Origin of the sequence: Rheinheimera sp. 1928-s, from assembly GCF_029269265.1 — a bacterium.
Lineage (GTDB): Bacteria > Pseudomonadota > Gammaproteobacteria > Enterobacterales > Alteromonadaceae > Pararheinheimera.
On record NZ_JARIXP010000003.1, the window covers coordinates 69,833 to 96,196 of the forward strand.

Here is a 26,364-nt window from a genome sequence, read left to right on the forward strand (position 1 = left end):
GCGCTCATAACACATCGCCTGTTTAAGGTTTGGATAAAACCACTTTGTCATCAACAGTGGCAACAAACCGCAGGCTCCAGTTGTACTTACTTTTTTGTTTGGACATGGACAGCATGTGCCAGGATAAATCTGGGTCCATAAGCGACTTACGCACGTCATCAACCTTAATGTCTCTTGGCACATTGATTTGCAGCAGACAAATGTTATCTCTGCAACCTAAAGCTTGGGGCTCGGCCTGAAATTTTTTCACTGCAATTAACATCAGCTGTTCAAGTTTCAGCTCAGTTTTGTGGTCATCAGCTTTTTGTCTGGAGTAATGCAACTGCTCTGCTGCCTCAATAAAATTCCGACTTTTAAACACAGCCTCAAGTTCAGAGCTTAACAAGCCACCATCGTTATTGAGCAGCTTCAGATGCCAGTTTTCGTGTAGGTCCAAAGTACAACCGCGGCCCTCCAGGCACAGTGCTGAAGACAACTCAACAGCTTCAGATTGAGGCAACTGCGCCACATGCTCCGGAACTAAGTCTGTATCCAGCCTTGCCAGAACCTTATTAGCCGATGCAGTTGGTTCTGCAGGATTTACTATCACACTGATATGATCATCAATTTTAAGCTCTGCTGCTGGTAGCCAATCACTGCCTTTTATAGCCAACAGTCCTATCACCAAGATTGCAACTGCCGCAAAAATCCATTTCATATTAACTGTCCCTGGTTCAAGCTAGGTTGCTATTACTCTGCAAAAGCCTTTTTGACAAAATTAGGCAAAGCCATAGCGGCTTGATGCACTTCGGCGTTGTAATACTGGGTTTCAAACGCAGGGTTTTGTGCAGCTTCAACACGGAAGCCGTCAAATTTGGCCTCTTTACGAGCCAAAGTACAAGTCCACCAGCCGGATGGGTATACCATCTGCGGGAAGAGCAGGCTTTGTAAATCAGCAAAACCAGCGCCTGACATGGCATCGCGCATGGCTTTTAAAAGTGGCATATGAATAAGAGGCGACTCGCTTTGTTGCACTAAAATGCCACCAGGGCGCAGTGCTTTTAAGCAGCTTTCGTAAAAAGCACGGTTAAATAAACCTTCGCCCGGGCCTATAGGGTCGGTGGAGTCGACGATCACTACATCCAAAGATTCCGGTTCAGCGTCACGCATAAACTGGATACCGTCGGCAAATTTCAACGTAGCGCGTGGGTCGTTATTGGATGCACAGAGTTCAGGAAAGTATTTTTCCGCCATGCGGGTGACTTGTTCGTCGATATCAATTTGAGTGACTTGTTCGATATCCGGGTGTTTTAGTACTTCACGCAAAGTACCGCAGTCACCACCACCTATAATCACCACCTGTTTTGGCGCGGGGTGAGTAAATAACACCGGGTGGCTTAACATTTCGTGATATAGGAAATTGTCACGGCTGCTTAGCATAATCACGCCGTCTATCACCATCAGATTGCCAAAATGGGTGGTTTCAAACATTTCGATATGTTGAAAAGGCGACTGCACCTCATCCAGTTTTTTTGTAATGGCTAAACCAAAAGCACTGCCACTGGCCGCAAAAATTTCGGTGAACCATTTATTGTCGCCCGACATACTTATCTCCTCAAAATAAACTAAGCTGGATGTCCCAGACTCGTATGAAACTGCACCTGCATTAGCTACGCCGTGCTGCAATTTCAAAGACTTTGGGGGTATTTTGCCAGTCAGGGCACTATGAGACAAACTTTTCATGTTTTTTTCACAGCATTGGCTTTAAAATAGCGCATCATTTTTTTAAGGGCACGACAATGGCAGATTGGGGTATCGAAAAAGCACGATCCATATATAACGTAGCAGTCTGGAGTGAAGGCTATTTTGATGTTAACAATAATGGCGACCTGGTAGCCTATCCGGATCAGGACCATAAAAAACCCGGTATTAATTTCCCGGAACTGACTGCCCGTTTTAAAGAGGAAGGCTTAACCCTGCCCGTATTGGTACGTTTTACCGATATTCTGCAGCACCGTGTTGGCACCTTAATTAATTCTTTTGCTCAGGCGAAAAAAGAGCGTGAGTACAAAGGTGAATACACTGCCGTTTACCCTATCAAAGTAAACCAGCAATTTTCTGTAGTGAAAAAGCTGGTCAGTCATGACAGCGGCAAAGTAGGTTTAGAAGCAGGCTCCAAACCTGAGCTGATGGCTATTTTAGGTGTCACCGACAAACCTCTGCGTATTGTCTGCAACGGTTATAAAGATTCTGAGTTCCTGCGTTTAGCCACTATTGGCCAGATGATGGGCCATCAGGTTTATGTGGTGGTTGAAAAAATCACTGAATTAAAAACCTTAATCCGTGAAATCGACAGCTTAGGCCAGGCACCTTTAATTGGTATCCGTATCAAGCTGAACTCGGTCGGTAAAGGCAAATGGCAAAATACCGGTGGTGAAAAAGGCAAGTTTGGCTTAACCGCCACTCAAGTGCTGCAAGCCATCGACATTTTGCGTGAAGCCGGCAAACTGGATCTGTTGCAGTTAGTGCATTTCCATATTGGTTCTCAAATTGCCAATATCCGTGACATTCACAATGCCATCCGTGAATGCGCTCGTCACTACGCTGAACTGCGCACTTTAGGTGTGCCTATCACGACGGTTGACGTAGGTGGTGGTTTAGGTGTGGATTACGAGGGTTCGAACTCACGTTCAGCCTGTTCGATGAACTACACCATGCTGGAATACGCCCGCAACGTGGTGTACGGCTTAAAAGAAGTCTGTGACGAATACGACTTACCGCATCCAAATATTATCACTGAATCTGGCCGCGCTATGACTGCACACCACGCTGTGTTAATTACTGATGCGATTGACGTTGAACGCGCACCAGGTTTAGTCAATATGCCAGAGCCAAGCGAAGACTCACCAGCCGTGATTTGGGCTTTGTGGGATTCGTATAAAAACGTGACTCCACGTACAGCGGTCGAAGCCTACCACGATGCAGTGCATTATTTTACCGATGCCCACGCTCAGTATGTGCATGGTTTGCTGACGTTAAAAGACTGGTCGTTGCTGGAGCAAATTTACTTTGCCACCATCAACAAAGTGAAAAACAAACTGGATTTATCGTCGCGCTCGCACCGTGATATTCACGATGAACTGAACGAGAAATTAGCCGACAAGTTGTTTGTAAACTTCTCCTTGTTCCAGTCTATGCCGGATGCCTGGGGTATTGACCAGTTATTCCCTGTGATGCCATTGGAGCGTATGGATGAGTCACTGGAACACCGCGCTATTATTCAGGACATTACCTGTGACTCAGACGGCGTACTGAAAAGTTATGCCGACGGTAACGGTATTGAATCCAGCCTGCCGCTGCCTTCGTACAAAGAAGATTCGCAGTTCCTGCTGGGTATGTTTATGGTCGGCGCTTACCAGGAAATTCTGGGCGACTTGCATAACCTGTTTGGTGACACCGACTCAGTGCATGTTGAATTGGATGACGAAGGCGGTTACCGTCTGACCAATGCGATTAAAGGCGACACAGTGGCTGACGTTTTACGTTATGTACAGTTTGACGCGAAGAAGCTGCTTGCCTCTTATCAGAAGCAATTAGCACGGATGGACTTTACCCCAGAAATGCAGGCCTCTTATTTAGATGAACTGAAATCCGGGGTTTATGGTTACACCTACTTCGAAGATTAAGGTAAACTTGCCACTGATCGGATGAGAGAAAAGCAGGTATACCTGCTTTTCTTTTTTAAAACTATATCCCTAATGACCACAGGCTCGACACCTTGGGAAGTGGGAAATAACGAATAAGTGGTGACTGAATGCTGCATTTTTTACCAGCCCCTGTACGTGGCTCGCTTTCTTTTCTGCTGTACTTTATCAACACTATTTTTTGGGCCACCCCTATTCTGATCCTGGCCATAGTGAAGTTACCTCCGGTAAAAATCTGGCAAACCTGGATCACTTATTTACTGGATTTCTGCGCCACCAGTTGGATCACACTGAACAATTTAACCAGCCGAACCTTTACCCGTATTCGCTGGGATATCAAAGGCATAGACAATTTAAGCGTCAAAGACTGGTATCTGGTGATGGCGAATCATCAGTCCTGGGTTGATATTCTGGTGCTGCAAAAAGTCTTTAATCACAAAGCACCCTTTTTAAAGTTTTTCCTGAAAAAAGAGCTGATTTATGTGCCTGTGATTGGCTTATGCTGGTGGGCGCTGGATTTCCCTTTTATGCAGCGTTTAACCGCCAAGCAACTGGCAGAAAAACCTGAACTCAAAGGCACCGATATTGCCACTACCCGTAAAGCCTGCGAGAAGTTTCGCTACAAGCCGGTGTCTGTGATGAATTTCCTTGAAGGCACACGCTTTACTCAACTTAAACATGACAAACAACAATCGCCTTTCACTCATTTGCTTAAACCTAAAGCCGGCGGCATTTCTTTTGTACTGAACGCTATGGGTGAACATTTACATAAGCTGCTGGACGTGACCATTTGTTACCCCAAAGGCATACCCACTTTCTGGGACTATATTTCCGGCAAAGTGCACGACATTAAAGTACGGGTCAGAGTATTGCCTATAGATCCCAACCTGATTGGTGATTATGACGATCCGGCATTTAAGCAAAGATTTCAGGCCTGGGTGAATCAACTCTGGTTAGATAAAGACTTGTTATTAACAGAGCTGAAGCAAGGAGAGCGAAGCTGATGTTGCACTGGTTACCTGCCGTCTTTAAAGCCCCTGTGGCATTTTTTATGTTTAGCTGCAACTTAGCTTTATGGGGTACGCTGGTCACGCTGATTGGCATCGCAAAACTGCTATCGCCAAGCACAACAGCCAGAGCATTCTGGTCAAAACCTGCGCATTGGTGTTATCGCGGCTGGTCGCGTTATAACAAAGGGCTGATGGAGCTGTTTAATAAAGTGGAATGGCAAGTCAGTGGTGTGGCTGAGCTGAAAAAGGACAGCTGGTATTTGCTGATCTCCAACCATAAAAGCTGGCTGGATATTCCGGTGCTAAGTCAGTTTGCATTAAACCGTATTCCTGAGCCTAAGTTCTTTTTAAAAGAAGAATTAAAATGGGTGCCTTTTATTGGTTCTGGGTCCTGGGCTTTGGATATGCCTTTTATGAAGCGTTATAGCCAGGCAGTGGTCGCTAAAAACCCACAACTCAAAGGTAAAGATATAGAAACCACCCGCAAATCCTGCGAAAAGTTTAAAAACACCCCAACCACTATTATCAACTTTGTTGAGGGTTCGCGTTTCACCGCAGAAAAACACAAACAAAAACGTAGCCCATTCCGGCATTTATTACCGCCCAAAGCCGGTGGCATTGCTTTTACCTTAGCCAGTATGGGCCAACAGTTTCATTCGGTACTAGATGTCACTATTCTGTACCCTGACAATCCGGGTCACGTGGCTTTGGATATGCTCTGCGGCCGTTTAAAGCGCGTGGTAGTTCTGGTTGAGATTCTGCCTGTTGATCACGAAATCATTGGCGATTATTTTAACGACGAAGCCTTCAGAGTCAGCTTTCAAAACTGGCTGAATCAGCGCTGGCTGAAAAAAGATCAGACCATAGCGGCTTACCATCAACCAGAAACATCAGCTTCGGAAAACGCCTTGTGTTAGACCTGTATTTACAACAAGCCGCCAGCTATTTTGGCCAGACTTTACCGCCAGAGCATCTGCTGATGTTGGCCATCAGACTATTGCTCGCTTTGCTGTTGTTATGTCTGCTTTTTGCATTGGCCCGCCGTTATCTGATGCCCGTCATAGCTCATCTGCTGGATAAAGTAGATGGCGAATTAGAACATCAAACAGCAAGAGAACGGTTGCAACTAGCCAGCCATGTGGCGCATTTAATACCAGCAGTGGTACTGATCAGCTCGGCCGAAAAGTTCTTTCTGCATTGGCCGGATTTTATGTCTGCCGTGCATCTGGGTCTTTGGATCTACCTCTATTGTTTTGCAGGTTTGGCTTTTGCAGCGCTGATTAATTTTGCTACCGCTATTTATAGCGCTATAGACCGTCAAAGCAATGTACCTTATCTGGGGCTGGCTCAAGTTCTGAAATTACTCGACTTTATCGTAGTCGGCATACTTATCTTAAGCATGCTGCTGGATAAATCTCCGGTGTATTTACTCAGCGGTTTAGGCGCTTTAACAGCGGTGTTATTGCTGGTATTTAAAGACACTATTTTAGGTTTAGTCGCCAGTATTCAGTTAGCCACCAATAACATGGTAAACCGCGGTGACTGGATTGAAATGCCTAAGTACGGCGCAGATGGTGCCGTGACTGAAGTGGCGCTTACCACTGTCAAAGTGCAAAACTGGGACAACACCATTACCACTATCCCTACCTATGCACTAATTTCCGATTCCTTTAAAAACTGGCGTGGTATGCAACAATCCGGTGGCCGCCGTATTAAAAGAGCCATCAAAATTGATATTCACAGCATAGGATTTCTGGACGAGCAGGAAATACAACAACTGTTAGAGCAACAAGTGCTGCAGCCATTTTTTGCTACACAGCAGGCGAAGGACTTGTTAAAGCAACCTCATCTAACCAACCTGAAACTGTTTCGTCATTACACTCAATGGCTATTGCAGCAAAACCCCAATATCAATCAGGACATGACCCTGATGGTGCGTCAGTTAGAGTCCAACGAAGTAGGCTTACCCCTGGAAGTCTATTGTTTTAGTTCGGATAAAGTCTGGGGTAACTATGAGCAAATTCAGGCCGAAATTTTCGAAACCTTGTTTGCGACTTTACCGCTTTTTACTTTGAGTACTTTCCAGCGGATAGGTGGCAGGCAACAGGAGCTTTAACTTTTGTAAGCACTGATCATCAGATTGCGTGGCGTAAGTTGGTAATCACAGAATTGTTTAACCTGCACTTGATAACCTTGCTGTTGCAAAAATATGGCCCTGTCCAGCACCAGCCATTGCTCCAGCAGAGGCCGGAACAAGGAACGGACCAGTTGCATTTTCTGCACTAATAAATGCCGTTGTTGGCCAAGTTGCAGGTAATAATCCCAGTTTGTATCAACCGGGATCTGCCATTGGTGTTGACTGGCAGCCCACTGTGCAAAAGCACTGAACTCACCACTAAACCAATGTTTAGGCACTGAAGATAAAGGCCGGTAGTCCGTCACTTTTTGCAAAGCCTGATATAACTCCTGATAGGCCAAACGCCACAGCACTTCGGTCTGGCGCAAACGTGTCACCCGCTCACCAGCAGTCACCTGAGCCTGTACTGCCAGCTTAAGCTCATCACGGTTTAACTGACCCAAAGTACTTTGCTGCGCCAAACTGGATAAAGCCTGATACTGCTCTTTGGCTATTAAATGATAACAACAAGGCACTATATCCAGTTGCTCTGTTCCTACCTGGCTAGCCAGTTGTAATAAGCGAATATGCAAATCACCACAGGCATGCAAAGCCACTATCTGTTGCTCTGTTTTGAGGTGATTAGCAGCATCTTCAGACAACACATCTGCCTGAACAAAACCCTGTGACAGCTTGAGTTTTTCCGCCTGTTGCTGACCTTCACTACAAAGCTGGGGCTGCCATTCCAGACTGGTTACTTTTCGCTGCATACTAAAAGAAAGCCAGCGGCCTAAATGACCTTTGCCAGCGCACCATTCCAGCACAGGCAAATCACTTTGCTGCATCTGCAAAGCAAAGGTTTGAATTTGTTCCAGTTTTCGCCCTTTAATATCACGGCTGAACCAAAAAGGCACTGCAGTCTGCTCTGTGGCTTTTTCCTGTGTTAAATCAAAAGGGCTGAACTGATTTAATTCGGGGAAAAACTCAGAGAAATAACTACGGCGATACGCTTCATCCTGATCCAGACGCTCTATTTCTGCAGGCTCAATTTGTTGTAAATGCTGGCCTAACTTTGTATCAGCCCATGGCAAACTGGTTAAATGAAAAGGGCTAAAACGCCAGAACTGCTGATACTGACTTAATAACAAATCCAACTGCAAAAACTGTTCAGACAAAAGCTGAGGCATAAGCGAATAAAATATCGTGACCCTATCGAATACTGACACTATACCACCGGATCACACAAAAACTGCCGTGCCTTTTGCCTGGTATTTTATGTACCACAACCAGACTTGAACTGGCATCGGCGCTAAAAATCATGCACACTCAGATCTATAAGTAGGATCAGATAAAGAGACATTCAGGTGACAGAACTTAAACGTATTATGCATGTGGAAGACGACCCTTCCATTCAGGCTGTAGCCAAAGTAGCACTGGAAGTCGTAGGTGGTTTCACCGTTGAAACCTGCAGTGGTGGTGAAGAAGCATTAAATACTTTTCACGCTTTTCAGCCTCAGCTGATATTGCTGGATGTGATGATGCCTGGTATGGATGGTCCCAGCACGTTAAAAAAGATGCAGGCTGATTTTGATTTAAGCCAAATTCCTGTGGTTTTTATGACAGCCAAAGTGCAGGCCAATGAAATTGAATCTTACAAAGATTTGGGTGCTGCCGACGTGGTAGTCAAACCTTTTGATCCTATGACCTTGTCTGATCAAATCCGCGCTATCTGGCAGAAACTGCAGTAAGCTGAAATTGGGGTCAGATCACATTATTTGCCTGGCAAATAATGTGATCTGACCCCAATTTTACAATTTTATTCTTTATCTTTGTCCTGCCGCTTTTGTTCCACTTGCTCAAATAACTGCTGCAAGTCCTGTTCATACTGCTGCATAGTTTTGCCCTGTCCCAAATAAAAAGGTAAAGGCAAGATACGCGGATCGTAACGCAAGCTGCGATCAAAAGGCGATGGTGGTGTCAGTAAACTGGCCCATTGGCCTGAAGTTGCCAATAACGCTACAGCCAAAGCTACAGCTGTCTGAGCACGCAACGACCAGTGGGTTGCCAGCCAAAAATTACCACTAAACAATGCAAACAGGATCACAGTGTAGCCAACAACTTCCACCACCTGAGCCACACTTGAACCATCCAGATTAAAGCCCAGCCAATAACAAATAGCCCCCCACAAAGCACTGGCAGCGACAGCAGCATAAGTCAGGCTTAACTGAGGTAAAAAATGACTTTCTTGCTGGTTAAAACGGCTCCACAACGCCAGAATGGCAGGCCAGATACAAAACAACAGCAAATTCCTTGGAATATCCAGCAATCGTGCTGGCCACAGCTGTTCCAGCTGCTTTGGCAATGTCAGCCAGATTTCCACCACCTGATCGGCAGCCAGTATCAGGGCAAACAACAGGATAAAAGCCCAATGCCCCATAGCCTGTAATCTTTGCCCCATCACACTGAATGGCAACGTCTCAGCCACAGGGTGGGCATCGTCATACAATCGCAGTGCCTGCTCACCCAGCCAACAGATTTCACCTGAGCGCAGTGGCTCTTTAGCTACCACAGCTTTGCGTCCGGAGACAAAACTGCCATTGACTGAGCTTAAATCCTCAAGCCACCAGTAACCTTCTTCATCTTGTTGCAGCATGGCATGATAAGGACAAACGTGTTTATTAAATAAAATCACGTCATTATCAAAAGCCCGGCCAAGACGCACCTGATGTTGCAAAAACTTGTGCCGCTCAGTGACTTTTTGCTGCTTATTCAGTACTTCCACTATTACTGCCATACCACAGCTCCAATAAACTTACGGCTGAACTCTAAAGCGATTTGTTGATCCACTCCTGCTAAGGTGAAGTGGCTGATCACGCCTTGTTGCTGGTGGTCCATAGAAGCTGAAATATAAGCTACATCAAAAAGTTGCGGATAATTACGATAGGCTCTGATACAAAATATTGCCTTAGCATGCTGCCCTTCGACCGGGCTTACCAACTGGTTCTGGCAGGAGAAAGCCGTAACATCATCTTCGCCTGCGCTGTTATCGGCATTCATCTGGCTAATACTGAACTGATAACGGCGGAAAAACTGCAGTGGATGTAAGTCTTTGGCCTGGATCCATTCAAACTGCATTTCAATGCGGCCTGTACTGAATTCTGACGATAAAAAGATTTCTTCCGGTTGATTACAAAAGGCATTCACCCTTTTGATATCGTCTTTGTCTTTCTCCACATTGGACATACCCCAGCAGCGGATAAAAGGCACAATTTCGTCCGGCACTGTGGCAGGGCCAAAGTTTTTCAGTTGCCAGTCGGCCTGCAAAATTTGCTGAAACATGCGCTGCTGGTTACCGATCAATTGCTGCTGAATATCCAGTTTTAAGTCAGCCACTACAGCTTTTTCCAGCAGCGCTTTTAAAGCAGCCGCAGGGACTAAAAAACCTAAATCATTACCAGCAGAAGCTACGTTCACTCCAATCACTTCGCCGGCGTCATTGACCGCCGGGCCACCACTCATGCCACTGTTAATAGCACCGGTAAAATGAATGCGAGGGTAAAAGCTGTGTTTTTGCAGGCCATTGTATGTACCTGGTACAACAATTAAGCCTAAATCATGCGGGTTTCCCAGTGAATACACTGTCGCCCCTTGCACTGGTGTTTGCTGTTGTAGCCGGAAACTTTTGGCCGCTTTGTAGTCAGTTTTTAGCAAAGCCAAATCGTTAACCACATCCACAGCTACTATTTCGAGTGCGCCTTTTTGCTGATTTTGCGCCAGAAACTCCAACTGATACTTTTGCGGAAACAACACAGCTTCGGACACCACATGGTAGTTAGTGACCACCAGATCCGAGTCTGCCAGCAAAAAGCCACTGCCTATAGCCGACTTAGCGCCTGAAGCATGTTCCAGCACTTTAATTTGCAACAAAGCGTCAGCGTAATCGGCAAATACTTTTTCTGCCACAGCAGCGCTGTAGCTTTGCGCTGACCAACAGCACAGAACCAGCCACACCAGGCTGGTCCATGTTTTTCTCAGCATAGGGAGTCCTTTCAAACAATGAATTAATACAAAAGGCTATAGAGTTTACGTCTGTAGCTGGAGGCTAAAGGCTCACCTTTGGGTAAAGTAGCCAGAATATCCAGATAGAGCTTTTTCGCCTCACCAAAGTTCAGATCCTGTTTTAATATCTCAAAAAGCAAAGCCAAAGCCTCAGCAGAACGTTGCACCTGATGGTACTGCACTGCAAGTTGTTGTTGCAGCTCTTTATTGTCAGGATCTGTGACTAAAGCCTGTTCCAGTGCTTTTACTTCAGGGCTGTCTGCGGCCTGTTGCGCTAATTCCAGACGGGCTTTAACACTCTGATACAACGCATCCTGATCGGCCATTAATACAGTAGCCAGGGCTTTTTCAGCGGCATCCAACTGCCCCAGCTCCACTTGCACCAACGCCAGTTGTAAGCGGATATCCACCCGATCACTTGCCAGCTCATTCGCCTCTTTTAACAAAGGATAAGCTTCAGTCCAGTTTTGCTGTTCCAGTAAAGGCATAGCCTGCTGCAGCAACATATCTTGCGGCTTAGGTAAAAAAGCACTCAGACGCTGCAAAATAGCCTGTTCAGGTTCTTCACCCGCAAAACCATCGACTGGCTGACCTTCTTTAATAAAGAGGACTGTAGGCACAGAACGCACACCAAAATGAGCGGCGAGTTGCTGCTCCTGATCACAATCCACCACAGCCAGCGTCAGCGCATCCGGATAATTTTGGGCAATACGCTGCAAAACAGGGCCTAAATTTAAGCAAGCCGGGCTGCGCTCTGAGTAAAAATAAAACAGCACAGGCTGGGCAAACGACAGCTCTAACAGTTCACGGACATTTTCTATAGTAACGGGCTTGATATTAGCTGACACAACTCACCTATTTTTATGCAAACCGGACAGCTCCGGTTTTATGGAATGCTTTGAACCACTATGTGGCCGGGACCTTAGATTTGCAAGTCGGGGCTGAGCCGGGAATTGTGAGTATGGCTGCCAAATAGATTCACGAATTGGCTTTTGATAAGGCCAGGGGATACTAACTCAACGAATACCTGACCGACTTAGTGCACCTTACAACACTCAGGCTCGCTATCCCTTATGTTGTTCCTTTCCAGTATTTGTATCACTAAAAAACAACCTAACAAGTATTTTCTCAAACCCATAAAAACACAGATTTAACACCACAAATAACCCCAAAATCACTCCAAGCCAAATAAACCCTATTTCTGGTGGGTTCTCAATGGCGGGGAGACCTAACTCGGAACGACGATCTATAAGTGAATTGACGAAATACAACTTTAGTAACTGCCAAAAGAAAAGAAAACCAGCCAAAATGTAAGAGGACCTTACCCTGTATTTACGCACCAGTTGGCTGAACTCTTGAAGTGTCATTGATTGCATATCTTGTCCCTAAGAAACTCGTTATAACGCAGCAGTAAAAGGATACCAGACTAATACCAATGTGCCTGTATTCCAATGATTTCTTACGAAATCACTAAAACTCGTGCGAAAGAAATCTGTAGGTAGCTCACTCTTTACTACCAATGATTAAAAGCCTCTACCAATTACGGGCACCAAATCCCTAATGAGGCCTGCTAAAACTGTTCAACAGCTCATGTTATCGCACTGCTGCAGCGACACTTTTTTGTGTCAGGCCAGAAAAAGCGTTACTCGCCACCTTCCCTGGCGCTCACCTTGCGGGCCAATGCTGCGCATTGTTCACAAAACATCAGGGATGATGTGAGTGAAAAACATTCCAGATGTTTTTGTATTCGCCGCCATCCCTGGCGCTCACCCTTACGGGCCATCGTCGCTGCGCTCCAATGCTCACAAAACGGCAGGACAGCCGTTTTGCACAGCTTTAGCTGCCGAAGGCGAACATCAGGGACGATGTGAGTAAAAAACATTCCAGATGTTTTTGTATTCGCCGCCATCCCTGGCGCTCACCCTGCGGGCCATCGTCGCTGCGCTCCAATGTTCAAAAACATTCCAGATGTTTTTGTCGACTTTCGTCGATTATTCCCTTAAATTAGCCATCAAGCCTGCTAAATAAAACATAAAAACGACCACTGAGTCGGATCCATACCTCAAGGTATACAGGCACATAGTTTTGACAGACCCCTTACTCTGTCCGTCCACGTAAAAGAAAATTTATGCTGTTCTGCGCAAGCTGAGCAGTGATTTTTGCTTTGAGCTCAATTGCGCCCGCAATAGGGCTTAAAGTTCGCACGTGCAAACTATGAGACCTGAACAATGACAAGCCAAAACACCCAACCAGAACTGCTGTCTGGTGGAGCCATGCTGATCCGCGCCTTAGCTGACGAAGGCGTAGAGTATGTGTATGGTTACCCCGGCGGTGCCGTGTTACACATTTACGATGCCATGTTTCAACAGCATCAGGTGAAACACGTGCTGGTCCGCCATGAGCAAGCCGCGACCCATATGGCGGACGCCTACGCAAGAGCAAGCGGCAAAGCTGGTGTAGTGCTCGTTACCTCCGGCCCTGGTGCTACTAATGCGGTTACCGGCATAGCCACAGCCTATATGGATTCTATTCCTATGGTGGTGATCTGTGGTCAGGTGATGAGCCATCTGATTGGCGACGACGCCTTTCAGGAAACCGATATGCTGGGTATTTCCCGCCCTATTGTGAAACACAATATGTCGGTACGCTGCCCTGAAGATATTCCGTATTTAGTGAAAAAAGCCTTTTATATAGCGCAAAGCGGCCGTCCTGGTCCTGTGGTATTGGATATTCCAAAGGATATGACTATCCCAAGCCAGAAGTTCCCTTACGACTATCCAAAAGATATTAAGCTGCGCTCTTACAACCCGAACGCTAAAGGCCATCCGGGCCAGATTAAAAAAGCCCTGACCACTTTATTAGCGGCAAAAAAACCTGTGTTGTATGCAGGAGGTGGCGTGATTTTAGGCCGGGCTTCAGACGAGCTGACAGTGCTCGCCCGCAAGCTGAATTTACCAGTCACCAACACATTAATGGGCTTAGGTGCTTATCCGGCGTCCGATCCGCAGTTTATTGGCATGTTGGGTATGCACGGTAGTTATGAAGCCAATCAGGTGATGCATAACGCCGACGTGATTTTTGCCGTAGGGGCGCGTTTTGACGATCGTGTCACCAACGCCACCAAAAAATTCTGCCCCAATGCGACCATTATTCATATCGACATTGACCCGGCCAGCATCTCCAAAACCATTAATGCGCATATTCCTATTGTGGGTTTAGTAAAACCTGTACTGCAGGAAATGCTGCATCAATTGGAGAAAAACAAAGGCGAACTGGATCAGGACGCTTTAGGTCAATGGTGGCAGCWAATACAGCAATGGCGTGAAGTGCATGGCGGCCGTTACGACACAAGCCCATCGCATTTAAAACCTCAGGCTGTGATTGAAGCTGTGCACAGGCATACCAAAGGCGATGCTTATGTGACGTCCGATGTAGGTCAGCACCAGATGTTTGCCGCTCAGTATTATAAGTTTGATAAACCGAACCGCTGGATCAACTCAGGTGGCCTTGGCACCATGGGCTTTGGTTTACCCGCTGCTATGGGCGTCAAGCTGCATTACCCTGATGCTGAAGTCGTCTGCGTCACAGGCGAAGGCTCTATTCAGATGAATATTCAGGAGCTGTCCACCTGCAAGCAATACGGCCTTGGCGTCAAAATTATTAACCTGAATAACGGTTATTTAGGCATGGTGAAACAGTGGCAGGATATGAACTACGACAGCCGCTACTCCAGCTCCTATATGGATTCCTTGCCTGACTTCGTTAAATTGGCCGAAGCTTATGGCCATGTCGGTATTCGGGTCACCAAAGCCGAAGAATTAGAACCTGCGTTAGAGCGTGCTTTTGCCCTCAAAGACAAACTGGTGTTTTTAGATATTCATGTCGACCCAACAGAGCATGTGTATCCAATGCAAATACCAGGTGGCGCTATGAATGACATGTTTTTAAGCAAAACGGAGCGGACTTAAGATGCGGCATATTTTATCTGTATTGCTGGAAAACGAGTCCGGCGCTTTAGCCCGCGTTGTGGGTTTATTTGCCCAGCGCGGATACAACATTGATTCGCTCACTGTAGCGGCCACTGAAGACCCGACCATCTCGCGTCTTACTCTGGTGACCCGCGGTGATGATCAGGTAATAGAACAAATCACCAAACAGCTGCATAAACTGATTGAAGTGGTGAAGTTAGCGGATTTAAGTGAATCGGCTCATATTGAACGTGAACTGATGATGGTGAAAGTGAAAACCACGCCAGAGCAACGCGAAGAAGTAAAACGCTGCGCTGATATCTTCCGAGGTCAGATTATTGATATCACAGCCAGCACCTACACTATTCAGGTGGTCGGCACGTCGGACAAACTGGAAGCTTTTATTCAGGCCTTAAACGGCACGCAAATACTGGAAACAGTACGAAGTGGTGTCTCTGGTATTTCACGTGGTGAACGTACCTTAAGCTTGTAATAAACTGGTTTTAGTGAATTTAACAAAGCGGACTCTGGTCCGCTTTGTTGTTTTATGGCGTTAACTTTCACTTACAACCCGCGCTGATACAGCATTTTTCTCTACGGCTTTCTTCTTCATATGCCGCCCATACACCAGCTCAAACAGTGGTGTCGCCATGAGCGTAGTGACTATGGCCATCAACACCATAATGGAAAATAACGCAGGTTCTATCACGCCAAACTTCAGCGCTATATTGATAATAATCAGCTCCATCAGACCTCGGGCGTTCATTAACGCGCCGACGGCCATAGCAGTTCTGTTATCACTGCCAGTGAGGCGTGCGGCAGCCCAGCAAGCAATGCCTTTGGCAAACACCGAAGCGGCCAGTATCACCAAAGCAACAGACATCACTTCCCAATCGGCCAGTATAGTTAGCTGAGTTTTTAAGCCTGAGTAGGTAAAAAACATCGGCAACAATACAAAAATCGTGATTTTTTCCAGGCGTTTACGTAAGTGCTCCACTATGGCACCACGGGGCATGGCAATACCTAAAATAAAGCCGCCGAACACAGCATGTAAACCTACCCATTCCATCGAATAAGCAGAAATAGCAAAGAGCACCAGCAGGAAAGCAAACTGGCCCCAGCTCATTTCGCCTTTCGTTTCAATACGGTCAGCCAAAGGCTGCAACCAGCCTGTGACTTTAGTAAACATCAGGCTGGCGTATAAGGCGCCGCCCACTATAGCTTTGACTGCCAGTAAGGTGCCTCCACCAAAACTGCCCAACACCACAGCCATCACAGTCCAGGCCGCAGCATCGTCTATAGCACCGGCCGCTAAAGCCAAAGCGCCTAAAGATGTGCCGGACAAACCCCGTTCATAAATAATACGGGCAAGCATAGGAAAAGCGGTAATAGCTATGGCTGCGCCTAAAAATAACGCGGCGTTGCTATAGGAAATATCGGCAGCAAATAAGCCCGGTATATCCAGCAGCCATACACACAATAAAGCGGCAACAGTAAATGGCACCAACATGCCAGCTAAAGACACAGCAATAGCACTGCGCGCCTGTTGTTTAAACAAACTGGTATTAAATTCCAGTCCAACTAAAAACATATACAAACCCACGCCTAACTGAGCGCCAAAATACAGCACAGGCATAGTGTCAGCAGGGAAGATTTGTTGTTGCCATTCTGGCCAGAACAAGCCAAATAACGAAGGGCCTAACACAACGCCAGCGATCATTTCGCCAACCACTTTCGGTTGACCAATAAAACGTGCCAGATAGCCAAAGATTTGCGCTGCGACAAGAATTACCGCCAGTTGCAGCAAAAAGGTGACTACAAACTCTAAAGAACTCATCATTTACACTTCTGTTGTTGCTGTTGATTGAAGGATGCTTGTAGTGGGAAAGGTTGTGTTTTGTTGCTTTAATGCCGGTTTAAACCGATCTCTGAAATCGAGACTACAGAGCGGTTTAAGCCAGCGCAAGCGAATTTCTGCCCTTCTCTGCTAAGCGGGTGATTAGAGGGAGTTTTATTTGCTCAGAAACCACCAGATAAACAGCAGCGAAAAGCCAAATAAGTAGGTCAACCCTAGCCAGGATAACAAGCGGATCCAGGGCTGCATCAGGTGTTTTTGCTGACCCCGCATCAGCCGGTAATTCAGCCAGGCAAATATCGGTGTGGTCACAAAAGCCAGACTCATGGCAAAGGTCAGCATAGGCCCAAGCGCAGATTTAAAAAATAAAATCACTGCCATACCTGAAGCAGCCTGCGCCAGCAGCCAAAGGTTGTAACTATTTTTTCGGTGCGTTTTTTGCCAGCCCAGCAGCTGAAACGACTCATTGATAGTACGGGCATAACCATCCAGCACGGTCAGCGTAGTGCCAAACATACAAAGGAAAGCCACAAAAGCCACCAGCAACCTCGACCAGTCACCTATAGTGCTGGCATACATAGCGACAAACTGGCTGGTGTACGCAGCACCAGCTAATTCTACTTTCTGATCCGAGCCATATTGCACCAAAGCGCCCAGTGACAAAAATACCAGAGCCAATGCAGTAGTGCTCCAGTAGCCTAAGTTAAAGTCAAACAAACCATCCTTTTTACTGACAGCCGTATGCTGCTGCTTGGCTTTAAGCCATAACGAATTAATAGCGGAGATTTCAATAGGAGCAGGCATCCAGCCCATCAGCGCGACTAAAAAACCTAAATACATTAATTGCCAGGGCGAAGGGCCAACAAAATCCGGCGCTGCTGTTGCTCCTTTGTTAAAAGCGATAATGGCCGCAGCTACAGTGGTGATGGTTAACAACACCATCACCCACTTGGACACGCTATCAAGCAGCTTGTATCGGCCTGCCAGCAAAATCAGCAAACAGACTACTAATAACATCAGGCACAGCGCCGTCAGTGATAACTGAACCGGCAGAAACAACTGTAACAAGCTGGCTGTCAGCAACAGCACACCAGCCGTATTGACCACAGCAGCTATTAAATTCAGCCAGACAAAACTTAATAAATAACCCCGGCCCTGTTTTTTATAGCCTTCCAGCAAGGTTTCACCACTTTGCAGGCTGTACTCGACACCAAAGCGGAAAAAGGGGTACTTCAATACGTTCACCAGCAAAATCAGTACCGCCAGTTGCCAGCCAAATAAAGCACCAGCCTGAGTGGAAGCGACAATATGCGAACCACCAATAGCAGCCGTTGCTAATAAAACACCTGGCCCCAAAGCCTTCAGCCTGCTGTGCCAGTTTGACGAATATCCCTGTTGCATAAGTTTTTGTTTTTATGTTTAAAAAGTCGTGACCCAGCTTAGCCAAAGCCAAAGCTGAACACCATCGGACAAATGGAAAAACTTCAGAGGTCGGTCCTTCGACTTGCTGCTTTGTAACCACTCTGGCATGCTGCGCGCATAGATACAACTGTCTGGAAAAAAACCGAATGACTCAGGAACCTTTAGTCGATCAGGAAATAATTTTTGAAGTGCTGGAAAACCAGCTGGCCGATAATGATCCAAAACAAGTAAAAGAAACTCTGATGCGTTTATGCATGACAGGCCATAGCAGAGAAGATGCACTAGAGCTGATGGCTTGTGCTTTAGCGCCAGAAATGGAAGCCGTGATTGAACGCAACGAAACCTTTAATCTGCAGCGTTACATCGAACATCTGGCGTTATTACCGGAAATGCCTTGGGTGACCGAATAAGCTACTTGGTTATTGTACAGGCGGGATAAACCCAATCGACACCGGATTGAACGATGGACGGGCGGGGATAAACCCGCGCCCCTACAACCCAATATGCAAAATAAATCCGTAGGGGCGACCTTTATGGTCGCCCGCCTATAAACCGCGGCGCCAAGGACGCAGGATTTTCAGAAATAGATGATCATCTCGGCTGCCTCACAGCGACAATCAAAACCACAACGCACGCACTCGTAACCGTTATGGCTGTCTTGCCGCCATTTATCCGGATGAATTTTTACCAGTTGCCCACCTTGTTTTGTGAAATACTTTACAGCCGCATTGCCAGGGCTTTGCCGCCATAAATGCGCTACACCGGCTTTTGCGCCTTGTTGTTTTAATGCAGTGATAGTGCGTTTCATCAGTTCGCCACCCACACCATGGCCCTGCCAATGAGGCGCTATGGTGTTGCATTTAAAATAACTGGTATCCGCTATTTCTGTTTGCCATAAATCTGTGCTGCACCACTGATCGGGTTGCCACTGCCCTGCCGCCCAGCATAAACGGAACCCCACCAGTTGCTGATCCGCATAAGCCACAAAGCTGGCATCTATGCCCTGCTTAATACTTAACTGGTGGTAATAAGCCAGAGACTGCTGATCCAGATAACCATCACCATGCACCTGATTGGCCAATTGCAGTAATGCGGCATAATCCTGCAATTGAAGCTGACGGTACTGAATAGCTATGGAATGCATAAAACACTCTTGGTTTTTTCTCTTGTTCTTGCCATGATCACTAAAAAACTCATCCATTACAATATAGCTGTACGACAAAAGGAAAAACGGATGTACGACCCGCTTATCGACCCCCATCCGGGCCAGGGCCAGGCTTACCCACACAGCTATTGGGCTGATCATTCAGGCGCAGCACCGGCAGATGATGGACAGTTGCAGCAGGATTTATCAGTGGATGTCGCCATTATTGGTGCTGGTTACACAGGTTTATCTTGTGCTTATCATCTGGCGACTGAACATGGCGTAAAAGCTGTGGTGCTGGAGGCCAACAAAACCGCCTGGGGGTGCAGCGGCCGTAATGCCGGTTTTGTGCTGAAATCCTCAGGTCGGAAACCCTATTCAGTGATGCGGGCCCAGTATGGCGAAGCAGTAATGCACGGAATTTATAACGAATTTTGTGCTGGTCTTGAAACCGTTAAATCGCTGATCGCCACTGGTATAGAATGCGACCAGCAAGAAGCTGGGTATTTACGGATGGCCCATAAGCCATCGATGATCAAAAGCCTGCGGCAACAAGCAACCTTACTGCAAAAAGAATTTGGTTATCAGGTGGAGTTATTCAGCCGTGAAGAGCTACAGCAAAAATTTGTTGCCGATCAGCACGCTTATGCAGCTTTGCGTTTTCATGATGGTTTTGGTGTTAACCCGCTCAAACTGGCATGGGGTTATCAGCAACTGGCGCAAAAAGCTGGCGCGAAAATTTATAGTGCAAGCCCTGTGACTCAATGGCAACAAGATGGCGACCACCAACTGTTAATAACTCCACAAGGCAATGTCAGAGCGAAAAAAGTGGTGATTGCCAGCAATGGCTACACGCCAAAGTTGCTGCACAGCGGTGTGCAGTCCCGCACCTTGCCTGTGTTGTCACAAATTATTGTCACTGAACCTTTGTCTGAAGCTCAGTTGGCTGCCTGCAATTTTTTAACCTCGCAAGTCATTATGGACACCCGCGCTTTAAAGTATTACTACCGTAAATTACCGGATAACCGCATTTTGTTTGGTGGCCGCGGCGCTATTACCGGTCAGGGCGCAGAGGATCCTTATTTTGCTAACCGCTTGCTTGAGGTTTTAAAACTCAGTTTCCCGGCTTTACAGTCACTCAAATACGACTACAGCTGGTCAGGCTGGATTTGTATGACTCTGGATGATATTCCACATCTGGCTCAGGCCGATGACAAAGGCAATGTGCTGTACAGCATGGGCTATTGCGGCAGCGGTCTGACCTTTTCAGTTCAGGCAGGTAAACGACTGGCTGAACGTTTAATGGGAGTGCCTTTACCCGCCATTCCGATTTATCAGAACGCTTTGCCGCAGTTTCCTTTGCCAGCGCTGCGGCGTTTAGGCCAGTGGGGCTATTTTCATTATGGTATGGTCAAAGATCGCTGGTTCTAATCCTCTTCGTGCTTGAAGCCGCAGCAATTTCTTGGGTATATAAACAGAGTCAGGTAAACTAGCGGCCATATCTGGCGTGAGAAAAGACATCATGAGTTCAAGCAAAGCATTAAAAAAGAAAATCAGTAAAAGAGCCAAACAAAAGAAAAACATTCTGGTGAAAAACTCCATCAGGTTAAAACAAAAAGCAGAAGAAGCTCAGACTGAAGTCACTGAAACTGATGCGACTCAAGTTGAGGCAGCTGAAGCTCCTGATTCACCTCTGAAAAATACTTCAGCTGCAGCTGAGTAAAGATGGGCTCTTGCTGTACCTCAGCCAGAGCTTTATCAAACTTGGCTCGCAACCGCTCATTCTTAAACGCCGCACTGTATAAACTGGGCTGAAACACAGCTGCTAAATCAAAAGGCTGCATACTGTGACCTGCCAATCTGGCGTAGTAATAAAAGATATTTCTGTCCATCACCACTACGTCACAACGTTCCAGCAATAACATTTGCAGTTGCTGACTCTGGTTCGCCACTTCCTGATAATTCATCACCAGACGCACCAGTTGCTGATACTCAGGCCCCAACAAAGTTCTGGCGTTATGGAACGCCACCACAGAATAGGGTTTCAATTGTTCCAATTGATGCAATTGCAAACTTTTGGATGACAGGCTGGCGGCCACATTCTGATAACGGATATAGGGCTGCGAATAATACAGCTGCTGTTGCTCTGGATCGCTCTTTTGCAAGGTTGCGATATCCGCCCTTCCCGCCAGCATTAGATCTTTAATCCGGGCGTTAGGCACATGCAAAAAAACTGCGTCGTAACCCATTTTTTTACTTAATAAACGTAATAGATCCAGCTCATAACCTGAGCTGTCGTTTAAGTCGATATAAGGGGGTTTGTCCAGGCCGACCAGAATAGTCAGCTCTGTTTTAGCCTGGGCTGTCAAACTAAAGGCGATACATAAAAACAACAACCATCTCATGCGTTTACCTCTATACCCGCCATTAGAAAAAGTTTAGTCTGGATGAGATCATCCTTAATCTGCAAAGGCCATTCTGCATGTCAGCATCAGTTGATATTCAACACCATCCTGAAGAACATCGTTTTTTTATTTTGTGGGCAAAAGAACAAGCGGAGCTTCTTTATAGCCTTGACCCAAACAGCAAGAAAATCAACTTTTACCGCACTTATGTTCCAGAAAGTGCCAGAGGAAAAGGGTTAGCCAGACAGCTGGTAGAAGCGGGTCTGAGTTGGGCCAAAAAGCAGGGCTATCAGATAGAAGCCAGTTGTTCTTATGTGCAGCCTTTTTTAAAGAACTGAAACATTTGCTTACGGTTCAGTTTGAGTACAGCTTGACGCGTCTACACTCCTGTCAACTTCATTGCCAAAGGCAATCGAACTTTATAACAGTGAATTGAGGTGTATGATGAACAAGTCTCTTATTGCAGGTTTAGTAGTAGGTGGTATCGCCGTTACTGCTTTAGGCTCTATGGCAGGCTACAGTTATTTAGACAAAGAACCGGAATACGCCGAAGTAGTTGCCAGCAAAGCTGTGTATGAAAGTTACAACGTACCGGTTGAACAGTGTACCGACCAGATAGTGCAGCAAAAAGCAGCTGTGCAGGATCAGCATCAAATCGCAGGTACTGTCTTAGGTGCTGTGGTGGGTGGTGTACTGGGTAACCAGGTTGGCGGTGGTTCAGGTAAGAAGATTGCAACTGTTGCAGGTGCTGCAGCTGGTGGTTATGCCGGTAAACAAGTGCAGAACGACATGCAAAACAAGGATGTAGAAAGTACAACCCGCCGGGTTTGTAAAACAGTGCAGAAAAAAGAACAACGGGTTGTTGGTTACGACGTAACCTATTTGTTGGACGGTAAAGTCCACAAAACCCGTTTAAATGAAGAGCCGGCAGAACGCCTTCCGGTAAAAGATGGCCAGCTGCTTACAGCCAGCGCCAACTAAGAAAGTGCCCCTTGATGGGGCATTTTTGTTTCTGCTCGTCCCCCTCTGCCGAACTACCTTCTGTTAATATTTTGCTGATGCCCTTGCAGCTTGCCCAAAGCAGACCTATGGTGCTAAAGGAGCATATGCCATAACACAGGGCTGTTCATCTCATGTCAGCAGTAGGTTTTAAGGGTGCTGGTGCTATTCTTTTGCTTTGCCTCTGGCTGGCAAGCACAGCTGCATGGGCCGAACCTTTGTTGTCAGCTTCCCAAATTCAGCACCTGAAACTCAAAGGCAAAATCACTTACTGTATAGACCCGGACTGGCTGCCTTTTGAAGCACTGTCGGAGCAAGGCAAACACACAGGGATGTCGGCCGAATATATTCGCCTGTTACAACAAATGCTGCCTGTACCACTGGAGCTGCATCCGACACCAAACTGGCCTGCCTCCTTGCAAGCGGCCAAAGACAGACACTGCGATCTGCTCACTCTGGCGATGCCCACTCCATCCCGCCTGGATTACTTAAACTTCAGCAAAGCTTATCTGGAAGTGCCTAATGTGGTGGTCACGACGAAGGACAAAGCTTTTATCCGCTCTGCAGCCGATATTCCAAACTCAGCTCCTATCGGCATCAGAGCAGGTTTCGGCACGCTTGAGATTTATCAGCAACGTTACCCGCAATTACAGCTGGTGCCTTTTCATAGCTATGAACAAGGGCTATTACAGGTTCAGGCCGGAAATTTGTACGGTATGCTTGGTAATATGGGCAGTATCAGCTTTAGCCTGCAACAAAACTCCATCATCAACCTGAAAATAGCAGGCCGATTAGCTGAAGATACGTTACTGAGTCTGGCCTGTCGTAATGATGACCCTGTGCTGTTGGAAATTTTTGATACCTTGCTGGCGCAGATCAGTCCGGAGCAAAAACAGCAGATCAACAATCACTGGCTGGCTATTCGCTACGATCAGGGTTTTGACTACGAATTATTCTGGCAAATGCTGGCGGCCTTTGTATTACTGATTTCCGTGGTCAGCATCAGTTACCTGAAACTTAAAAAGCTCAATCAGGCACTGACAGAAGCCAATATCCGGCTGGAACAGTTAAGTCAGCATGACCCTTTAACTGGCTTGTACAACAGGCAATATTTTGAGCCTCGTGTGCAACAGGCGCTGGCTTTGTGTCAGCGTCAGCAACTGCCTCTGACCTTAGCCATGATGGATTTAGACCACTTTAAACACATTAACGACAACCTTGGTCACAGCTTTGGTGATCAGTGCTTAAAAGACTTCGCCACTTTATGCCAAAGCCAGTTTCAGCGCAAAGACGACTTACTGGTGCGTTATGGTGGCGAAGAATTTATTCTGGTCAGCGTCGGTTGTGACGCACAGACTATGCAGGAATTGTTACAAGACTTTTTACAGCGCCTGGAAGCGCATCAGGTGCAGTTGAATAAGCAACAAGGCCACTGCACTGTCAGTATTGGCTGGTACTGCGATATTCCGCCCTCTGATATGGATAGCGAAACCCTGGTCGAACTGGCTGATCAGGCGTTGTATCAGGCCAAAAATGCCGGGCGTAACTGCGAGGTCCGCTCCAAAGCTGCGGCGTCCTCTAGCCCAGATTGTTAATCCATTCACTCATCACCACATGAGTGCGGATTTTAATCACATCCAATTCCGCATCCAGTAACTCACGAATTTCATGCAAGCGCTGCATCGACTCTGTTTTTACATAAACCAGTAAATCCATTTCACCGCTGATGCCATGGCAAGTCACCACCTCCGGAATAGCCCGAAACACATGCATCACATCAGCACAACGGCCACACCGATGCTGAATTTCAAAGTAAGCCGACACCGCACTTTTTTGTGATTCAGACAACAGCACCTGATAACCACGGATCACGCCGTTTTGTTCCAGCCGCTTAATACGATCGGAGACAGCAGTACGCGACAAGCTGACTTTCTCCGCTAAAGTAGACACACTTTGCCGCGCATCTTTTTTCAGTTCGGCCAGAATATGTTGATCAAATTTATCCATCTTTTGTATACGCGCTCCGGCATTTTGCCGCTTTTGTTATCAATACAACTGCATTTTCACGGTACAAAACCGCAGTTTGCAGCCTGGGCTTTCAGTAGAATATCACCAGCCCTAACCGAAGAGAAAAACTATGTCACACAAAGGAATTGGACGCTGGCAAGGCGCGGCATTAATGGCCACCACCTTACTGGGTACCGGAGTATTTATTCTGCCGCAAATGACTGTCGCAGTAGCAGGTTCATGGGCTTTGCTAGCCTGGCTGTTACTCACTGTTGCCGTTTTGCCTTTGGCTTTTACTTTTGGTTTGCTGGCCAGCCGTTTTCCTCATGCCACAGGGCCTGCCCACTTTGCCGCTTTAGCTTTTGGTGAACTGACAGGCCGAATTTTGGGCCTGATGTTTTTGCTGGTGGTGCCACTGGGCGCATCTGCTGCTTTGATGATTACTTTTGAATTTATTGCCCCCTTGATACCGCAAGCCCAACAATGGCGTTTGCCGGTTGAACTGGGTTTGCTTGGGTTATTGTGGTTGCTGAATTTCCGGGGTTTACAGCTCTCAGCCCGCTTGCAGTTTGGTTTAACCTTGCTGATTGTTATGGTGGTCTTGCTGCTATTACTGGCCTTTGGCCTGCTGCAACCGCAAAACGTACAACAGCCTACTTTGGCTGACTTTAATGGCAGTGCATTGGCGGCGGCCTGTGCCATCGCCTTCTGGAGTTTTTTAGGCATCGAAGCCATGACGCATCTGGCCCATGATTTCAGAGACGCCAGCAAAGATTTATTACCTGCGCTGATCCGTGGTTGTCTGGTGGTGGGTGCTATTTATCTGGCCTGTAGTTACCTGGTGTTGGTGATGGGTTCTGACCATCCGCTGGCTATGATTGGCGTTTTTAATCAGTTGTTAGGAGGCTATGGCGAACTGGTGCTTGGCGTCTTAGGTTTTTGCAGCGGCATAGCCACAGTCAATGTTTATACCGCCAGTGTGGCGCGTTCTTTGGCCAGCTTTAGCGAACAAGGTATTACTCCTGTTTACTTTCAGCAGAAAAATGCTTACCAGATGCCACAACGTGCTTTAACCGCCATTATCGCAGCCATGGCTGGCGTCTTAGTACTGACCTGGCTCAGCGGCCAACAACTGGAAGATTTAATCAGCTGGGTCAACGGCGTTTTCGTGGTGATTTATCTGGTTAGCATGGCAGCCGCTTACACACTACTGCCCGACCGTTATAAAGGCTTGTGTCTGCTGAGTTTCGCTTTGTGCCTGATACTGGCTGTGGCTATCGCAGAACATATGGTGTACGCCCTGCTGCTGATTGCCGTGCTTGGGCCGCTGCTTTATTTGCAGCAGAAACAACAACGTCTTAGTGCACCACCTTCAGTGAGCCCTCCTGGATCTGGCGTGTGACAGTGTAAGGTAAAGCCAGGGTATCAGTGACAGCACACAACACAGTGTCAGAAGCCCAAAATGAAAAATACATCGCTGTGCTAAAGCCACTTTGGGTTGGTTCGCCGTAAAGCTGGCAAAAGTTATGGGCAGTCCCACTGTAAATACGTGGAATAGACTGACAGTAACTTTTTTTATCGTTGAAACTGATCGCCACTTTGCCTTTTTCCGGTTCCAGCGTTTGCATGGTGCCACAACCAGTTAAGACAGCCAGCAGTGTGAAAAGGCTCAGTGTTTTGATAGGTACCCGCATTT

Annotated in this window: 26 protein-coding genes; 13 read left to right on the plus strand and 13 right to left on the minus strand. The window is 46.8% G+C overall.

Annotation, left to right across the window (positions count from 1 at the left end; translation table 11 throughout):
* Positions 1 to 22 precede the first annotated feature (22 nt).
* Together P3C17_RS08035 and speE are read right to left on the minus strand one after the other, a co-directional pair.
* Positions 23 to 697, minus strand: coding sequence for a hypothetical protein (locus P3C17_RS08035; RefSeq protein ID WP_300928932.1), 675 nt, complete (start codon positions 695 to 697; stop codon positions 23 to 25).
* 32 nt (positions 698 to 729) lie between these two features.
* Positions 730 to 1,584 carry a polyamine aminopropyltransferase gene (gene speE, locus P3C17_RS08040; protein WP_300928933.1) on the minus strand — a complete coding sequence of 285 codons (855 nt, stop codon included), beginning with the start codon at positions 1,582 to 1,584 and terminating at the stop codon, positions 730 to 732.
* A gap of 194 nt (positions 1,585 to 1,778) precedes the next feature.
* Here speE and speA point away from each other — a divergent pair, with 194 nt between their 5' ends.
* The 4 genes from speA to P3C17_RS08060 all read left to right on the plus strand — a co-directional run bounded on the left by speA (position 1,779) and on the right by P3C17_RS08060 (position 6,809).
* Positions 1,779 to 3,665 (plus strand): biosynthetic arginine decarboxylase, encoded by a 1,887-nt coding sequence (gene speA, locus P3C17_RS08045; RefSeq protein WP_300928934.1) that lies wholly within the window; start codon positions 1,779 to 1,781, stop codon positions 3,663 to 3,665.
* A 128-nt stretch (positions 3,666 to 3,793) separates the two neighbouring features.
* A complete protein-coding gene (locus tag P3C17_RS08050; protein ID WP_300928935.1) occupies positions 3,794 to 4,687 on the plus strand; it encodes an acyltransferase in 894 nt (297 codons plus the stop codon).
* The gene (locus P3C17_RS08055) at positions 4,687 to 5,610 is read left to right on the plus strand and encodes an acyltransferase (protein ID WP_300928936.1); all 924 of its coding nucleotides are present in this window, start codon (positions 4,687 to 4,689) and stop codon (positions 5,608 to 5,610) included. The genes P3C17_RS08050 and P3C17_RS08055 overlap by 1 nt, the downstream gene beginning before the upstream one ends.
* Positions 5,604 to 6,809, plus strand: a complete 1,206-nt coding sequence (locus P3C17_RS08060; protein ID WP_300928937.1) for a mechanosensitive ion channel domain-containing protein — start codon at positions 5,604 to 5,606, stop codon at positions 6,807 to 6,809. The genes P3C17_RS08055 and P3C17_RS08060 overlap by 7 nt, the downstream gene beginning before the upstream one ends.
* Here the strand turns inward: P3C17_RS08060 and P3C17_RS08065 are convergent.
* On the minus strand, positions 6,806 to 7,984 hold the full coding sequence (locus P3C17_RS08065; RefSeq protein WP_300928938.1) for a methyltransferase: 1,179 nt from the start codon (positions 7,982 to 7,984) through the stop codon (positions 6,806 to 6,808). The two genes, P3C17_RS08060 and P3C17_RS08065, sit on opposite strands and share 4 nt — an antisense overlap.
* 189 nt (positions 7,985 to 8,173) lie before the next feature.
* Here P3C17_RS08065 and P3C17_RS08070 point away from each other — a divergent pair, with 189 nt between their 5' ends.
* Positions 8,174 to 8,557, plus strand: a complete 384-nt coding sequence (locus P3C17_RS08070; protein WP_300928939.1) for a response regulator — start codon at positions 8,174 to 8,176, stop codon at positions 8,555 to 8,557.
* A 68-nt stretch (positions 8,558 to 8,625) separates the two neighbouring features.
* Here P3C17_RS08070 and P3C17_RS08075 read toward each other — a convergent pair whose 3' ends face one another.
* The 4 genes from P3C17_RS08075 to P3C17_RS08090 form a co-directional block, all read right to left on the minus strand.
* Complete coding sequence (locus P3C17_RS08075) at positions 8,626 to 9,603, minus strand: FHA domain-containing protein (RefSeq protein WP_300928940.1); 978 nt, start codon at positions 9,601 to 9,603, stop codon at positions 8,626 to 8,628.
* A complete protein-coding gene (locus tag P3C17_RS08080; protein WP_300928941.1) occupies positions 9,594 to 10,847 on the minus strand; it encodes a serine protease in 1,254 nt (417 codons plus the stop codon). Before P3C17_RS08080 ends, P3C17_RS08075 begins: the two co-directional genes overlap by 10 nt.
* A 23-nt stretch (positions 10,848 to 10,870) precedes the next feature.
* On the minus strand, positions 10,871 to 11,716 hold the full coding sequence (locus P3C17_RS08085; protein ID WP_300928942.1) for a tetratricopeptide repeat protein: 846 nt from the start codon (positions 11,714 to 11,716) through the stop codon (positions 10,871 to 10,873).
* A gap of 216 nt (positions 11,717 to 11,932) precedes the next feature.
* Complete coding sequence (locus P3C17_RS08090) at positions 11,933 to 12,244, minus strand: hypothetical protein (RefSeq protein ID WP_300928943.1); 312 nt, start codon at positions 12,242 to 12,244, stop codon at positions 11,933 to 11,935.
* Between the two features lie 852 nt (positions 12,245 to 13,096).
* On the opposite strand from P3C17_RS08090, the gene P3C17_RS08095 reads away from it, so the two are divergent.
* Both P3C17_RS08095 and ilvN read left to right on the plus strand, forming a co-directional pair.
* A complete protein-coding gene (locus P3C17_RS08095; RefSeq protein ID WP_300928944.1) occupies positions 13,097 to 14,836 on the plus strand; it encodes an acetolactate synthase 3 large subunit in 1,740 nt (579 codons plus the stop codon).
* Between the two features lies 1 nt (position 14,837).
* A complete protein-coding gene (ilvN, locus tag P3C17_RS08100; RefSeq protein ID WP_300928945.1) occupies positions 14,838 to 15,329 on the plus strand; it encodes an acetolactate synthase small subunit in 492 nt (163 codons plus the stop codon).
* A gap of 60 nt (positions 15,330 to 15,389) precedes the next feature.
* Here ilvN and P3C17_RS08105 read toward each other — a convergent pair whose 3' ends face one another.
* Together P3C17_RS08105 and P3C17_RS08110 are read right to left on the minus strand one after the other, a co-directional pair.
* Positions 15,390 to 16,676, minus strand: a complete 1,287-nt coding sequence (locus tag P3C17_RS08105; protein ID WP_300928946.1) for a cation:proton antiporter — start codon at positions 16,674 to 16,676, stop codon at positions 15,390 to 15,392.
* Between the two features lie 171 nt (positions 16,677 to 16,847).
* Complete coding sequence (locus P3C17_RS08110; protein WP_300928947.1) at positions 16,848 to 18,092, minus strand: divalent metal cation transporter; 1,245 nt, start codon at positions 18,090 to 18,092, stop codon at positions 16,848 to 16,850.
* A 167-nt stretch (positions 18,093 to 18,259) separates the two neighbouring features.
* Here P3C17_RS08110 and P3C17_RS08115 point away from each other — a divergent pair, with 167 nt between their 5' ends.
* Positions 18,260 to 18,523 (plus strand): hypothetical protein, encoded by a 264-nt coding sequence (locus P3C17_RS08115; RefSeq protein ID WP_300928948.1) that lies wholly within the window; start codon positions 18,260 to 18,262, stop codon positions 18,521 to 18,523.
* 167 nt (positions 18,524 to 18,690) lie between these two features.
* On the opposite strand, the gene P3C17_RS08120 is transcribed toward P3C17_RS08115, so the two are convergent.
* Positions 18,691 to 19,257, minus strand: a complete 567-nt coding sequence (locus P3C17_RS08120; protein WP_300928949.1) for a GNAT family N-acetyltransferase — start codon at positions 19,255 to 19,257, stop codon at positions 18,691 to 18,693.
* Between the two features lie 90 nt (positions 19,258 to 19,347).
* On the opposite strand from P3C17_RS08120, the gene P3C17_RS08125 reads away from it, so the two are divergent.
* Positions 19,348 to 20,688: an FAD-binding oxidoreductase gene (locus P3C17_RS08125; protein WP_300928950.1), complete on the plus strand. Its 1,341-nt coding sequence runs from the start codon at positions 19,348 to 19,350 to the stop codon at positions 20,686 to 20,688.
* A gap of 209 nt (positions 20,689 to 20,897) precedes the next feature.
* Here the strand turns inward: P3C17_RS08125 and P3C17_RS08130 are convergent, their stop codons facing one another.
* Positions 20,898 to 21,662, minus strand: coding sequence for a transporter substrate-binding domain-containing protein (locus tag P3C17_RS08130; protein ID WP_300928951.1), 765 nt, complete (start codon positions 21,660 to 21,662; stop codon positions 20,898 to 20,900).
* Between the two features lie 77 nt (positions 21,663 to 21,739).
* Here P3C17_RS08130 and P3C17_RS08135 point away from each other — a divergent pair, with 77 nt between their 5' ends.
* The 3 genes from P3C17_RS08135 to P3C17_RS08145 all read left to right on the plus strand — a co-directional run bounded on the left by P3C17_RS08135 (position 21,740) and on the right by P3C17_RS08145 (position 24,256).
* Positions 21,740 to 22,000 carry a GNAT family N-acetyltransferase gene (locus tag P3C17_RS08135; protein WP_300928952.1) on the plus strand — a complete coding sequence of 87 codons (261 nt, stop codon included), beginning with the start codon at positions 21,740 to 21,742 and terminating at the stop codon, positions 21,998 to 22,000.
* 103 nt (positions 22,001 to 22,103) lie between these two features.
* Complete coding sequence (locus P3C17_RS08140) at positions 22,104 to 22,643, plus strand: glycine zipper 2TM domain-containing protein (protein ID WP_300928953.1); 540 nt, start codon at positions 22,104 to 22,106, stop codon at positions 22,641 to 22,643.
* Positions 22,644 to 22,795: 152 nt separating this feature from the next.
* Complete coding sequence (locus tag P3C17_RS08145) at positions 22,796 to 24,256, plus strand: diguanylate cyclase (protein ID WP_300928954.1); 1,461 nt, start codon at positions 22,796 to 22,798, stop codon at positions 24,254 to 24,256.
* On the opposite strand, the gene P3C17_RS08150 is transcribed toward P3C17_RS08145, so the two are convergent.
* Positions 24,240 to 24,668 (minus strand): Lrp/AsnC family transcriptional regulator, encoded by a 429-nt coding sequence (locus P3C17_RS08150; RefSeq protein ID WP_300928955.1) that lies wholly within the window; start codon positions 24,666 to 24,668, stop codon positions 24,240 to 24,242. The genes P3C17_RS08145 and P3C17_RS08150 overlap by 17 nt on opposite strands.
* Before the next feature lie 130 nt (positions 24,669 to 24,798).
* On the opposite strand from P3C17_RS08150, the gene yjeH reads away from it, so the two are divergent.
* On the plus strand, positions 24,799 to 26,070 hold the full coding sequence (yjeH, locus tag P3C17_RS08155; protein ID WP_300928956.1) for an L-methionine/branched-chain amino acid transporter: 1,272 nt from the start codon (positions 24,799 to 24,801) through the stop codon (positions 26,068 to 26,070).
* Here yjeH and P3C17_RS08160 read toward each other — a convergent pair.
* On the minus strand, positions 26,027 to 26,362 hold the full coding sequence (locus tag P3C17_RS08160; protein WP_300928957.1) for a YceK/YidQ family lipoprotein: 336 nt from the start codon (positions 26,360 to 26,362) through the stop codon (positions 26,027 to 26,029). The two genes, yjeH and P3C17_RS08160, sit on opposite strands and share 44 nt — an antisense overlap.
* Positions 26,363 to 26,364: the final 2 nt, after the last annotated feature.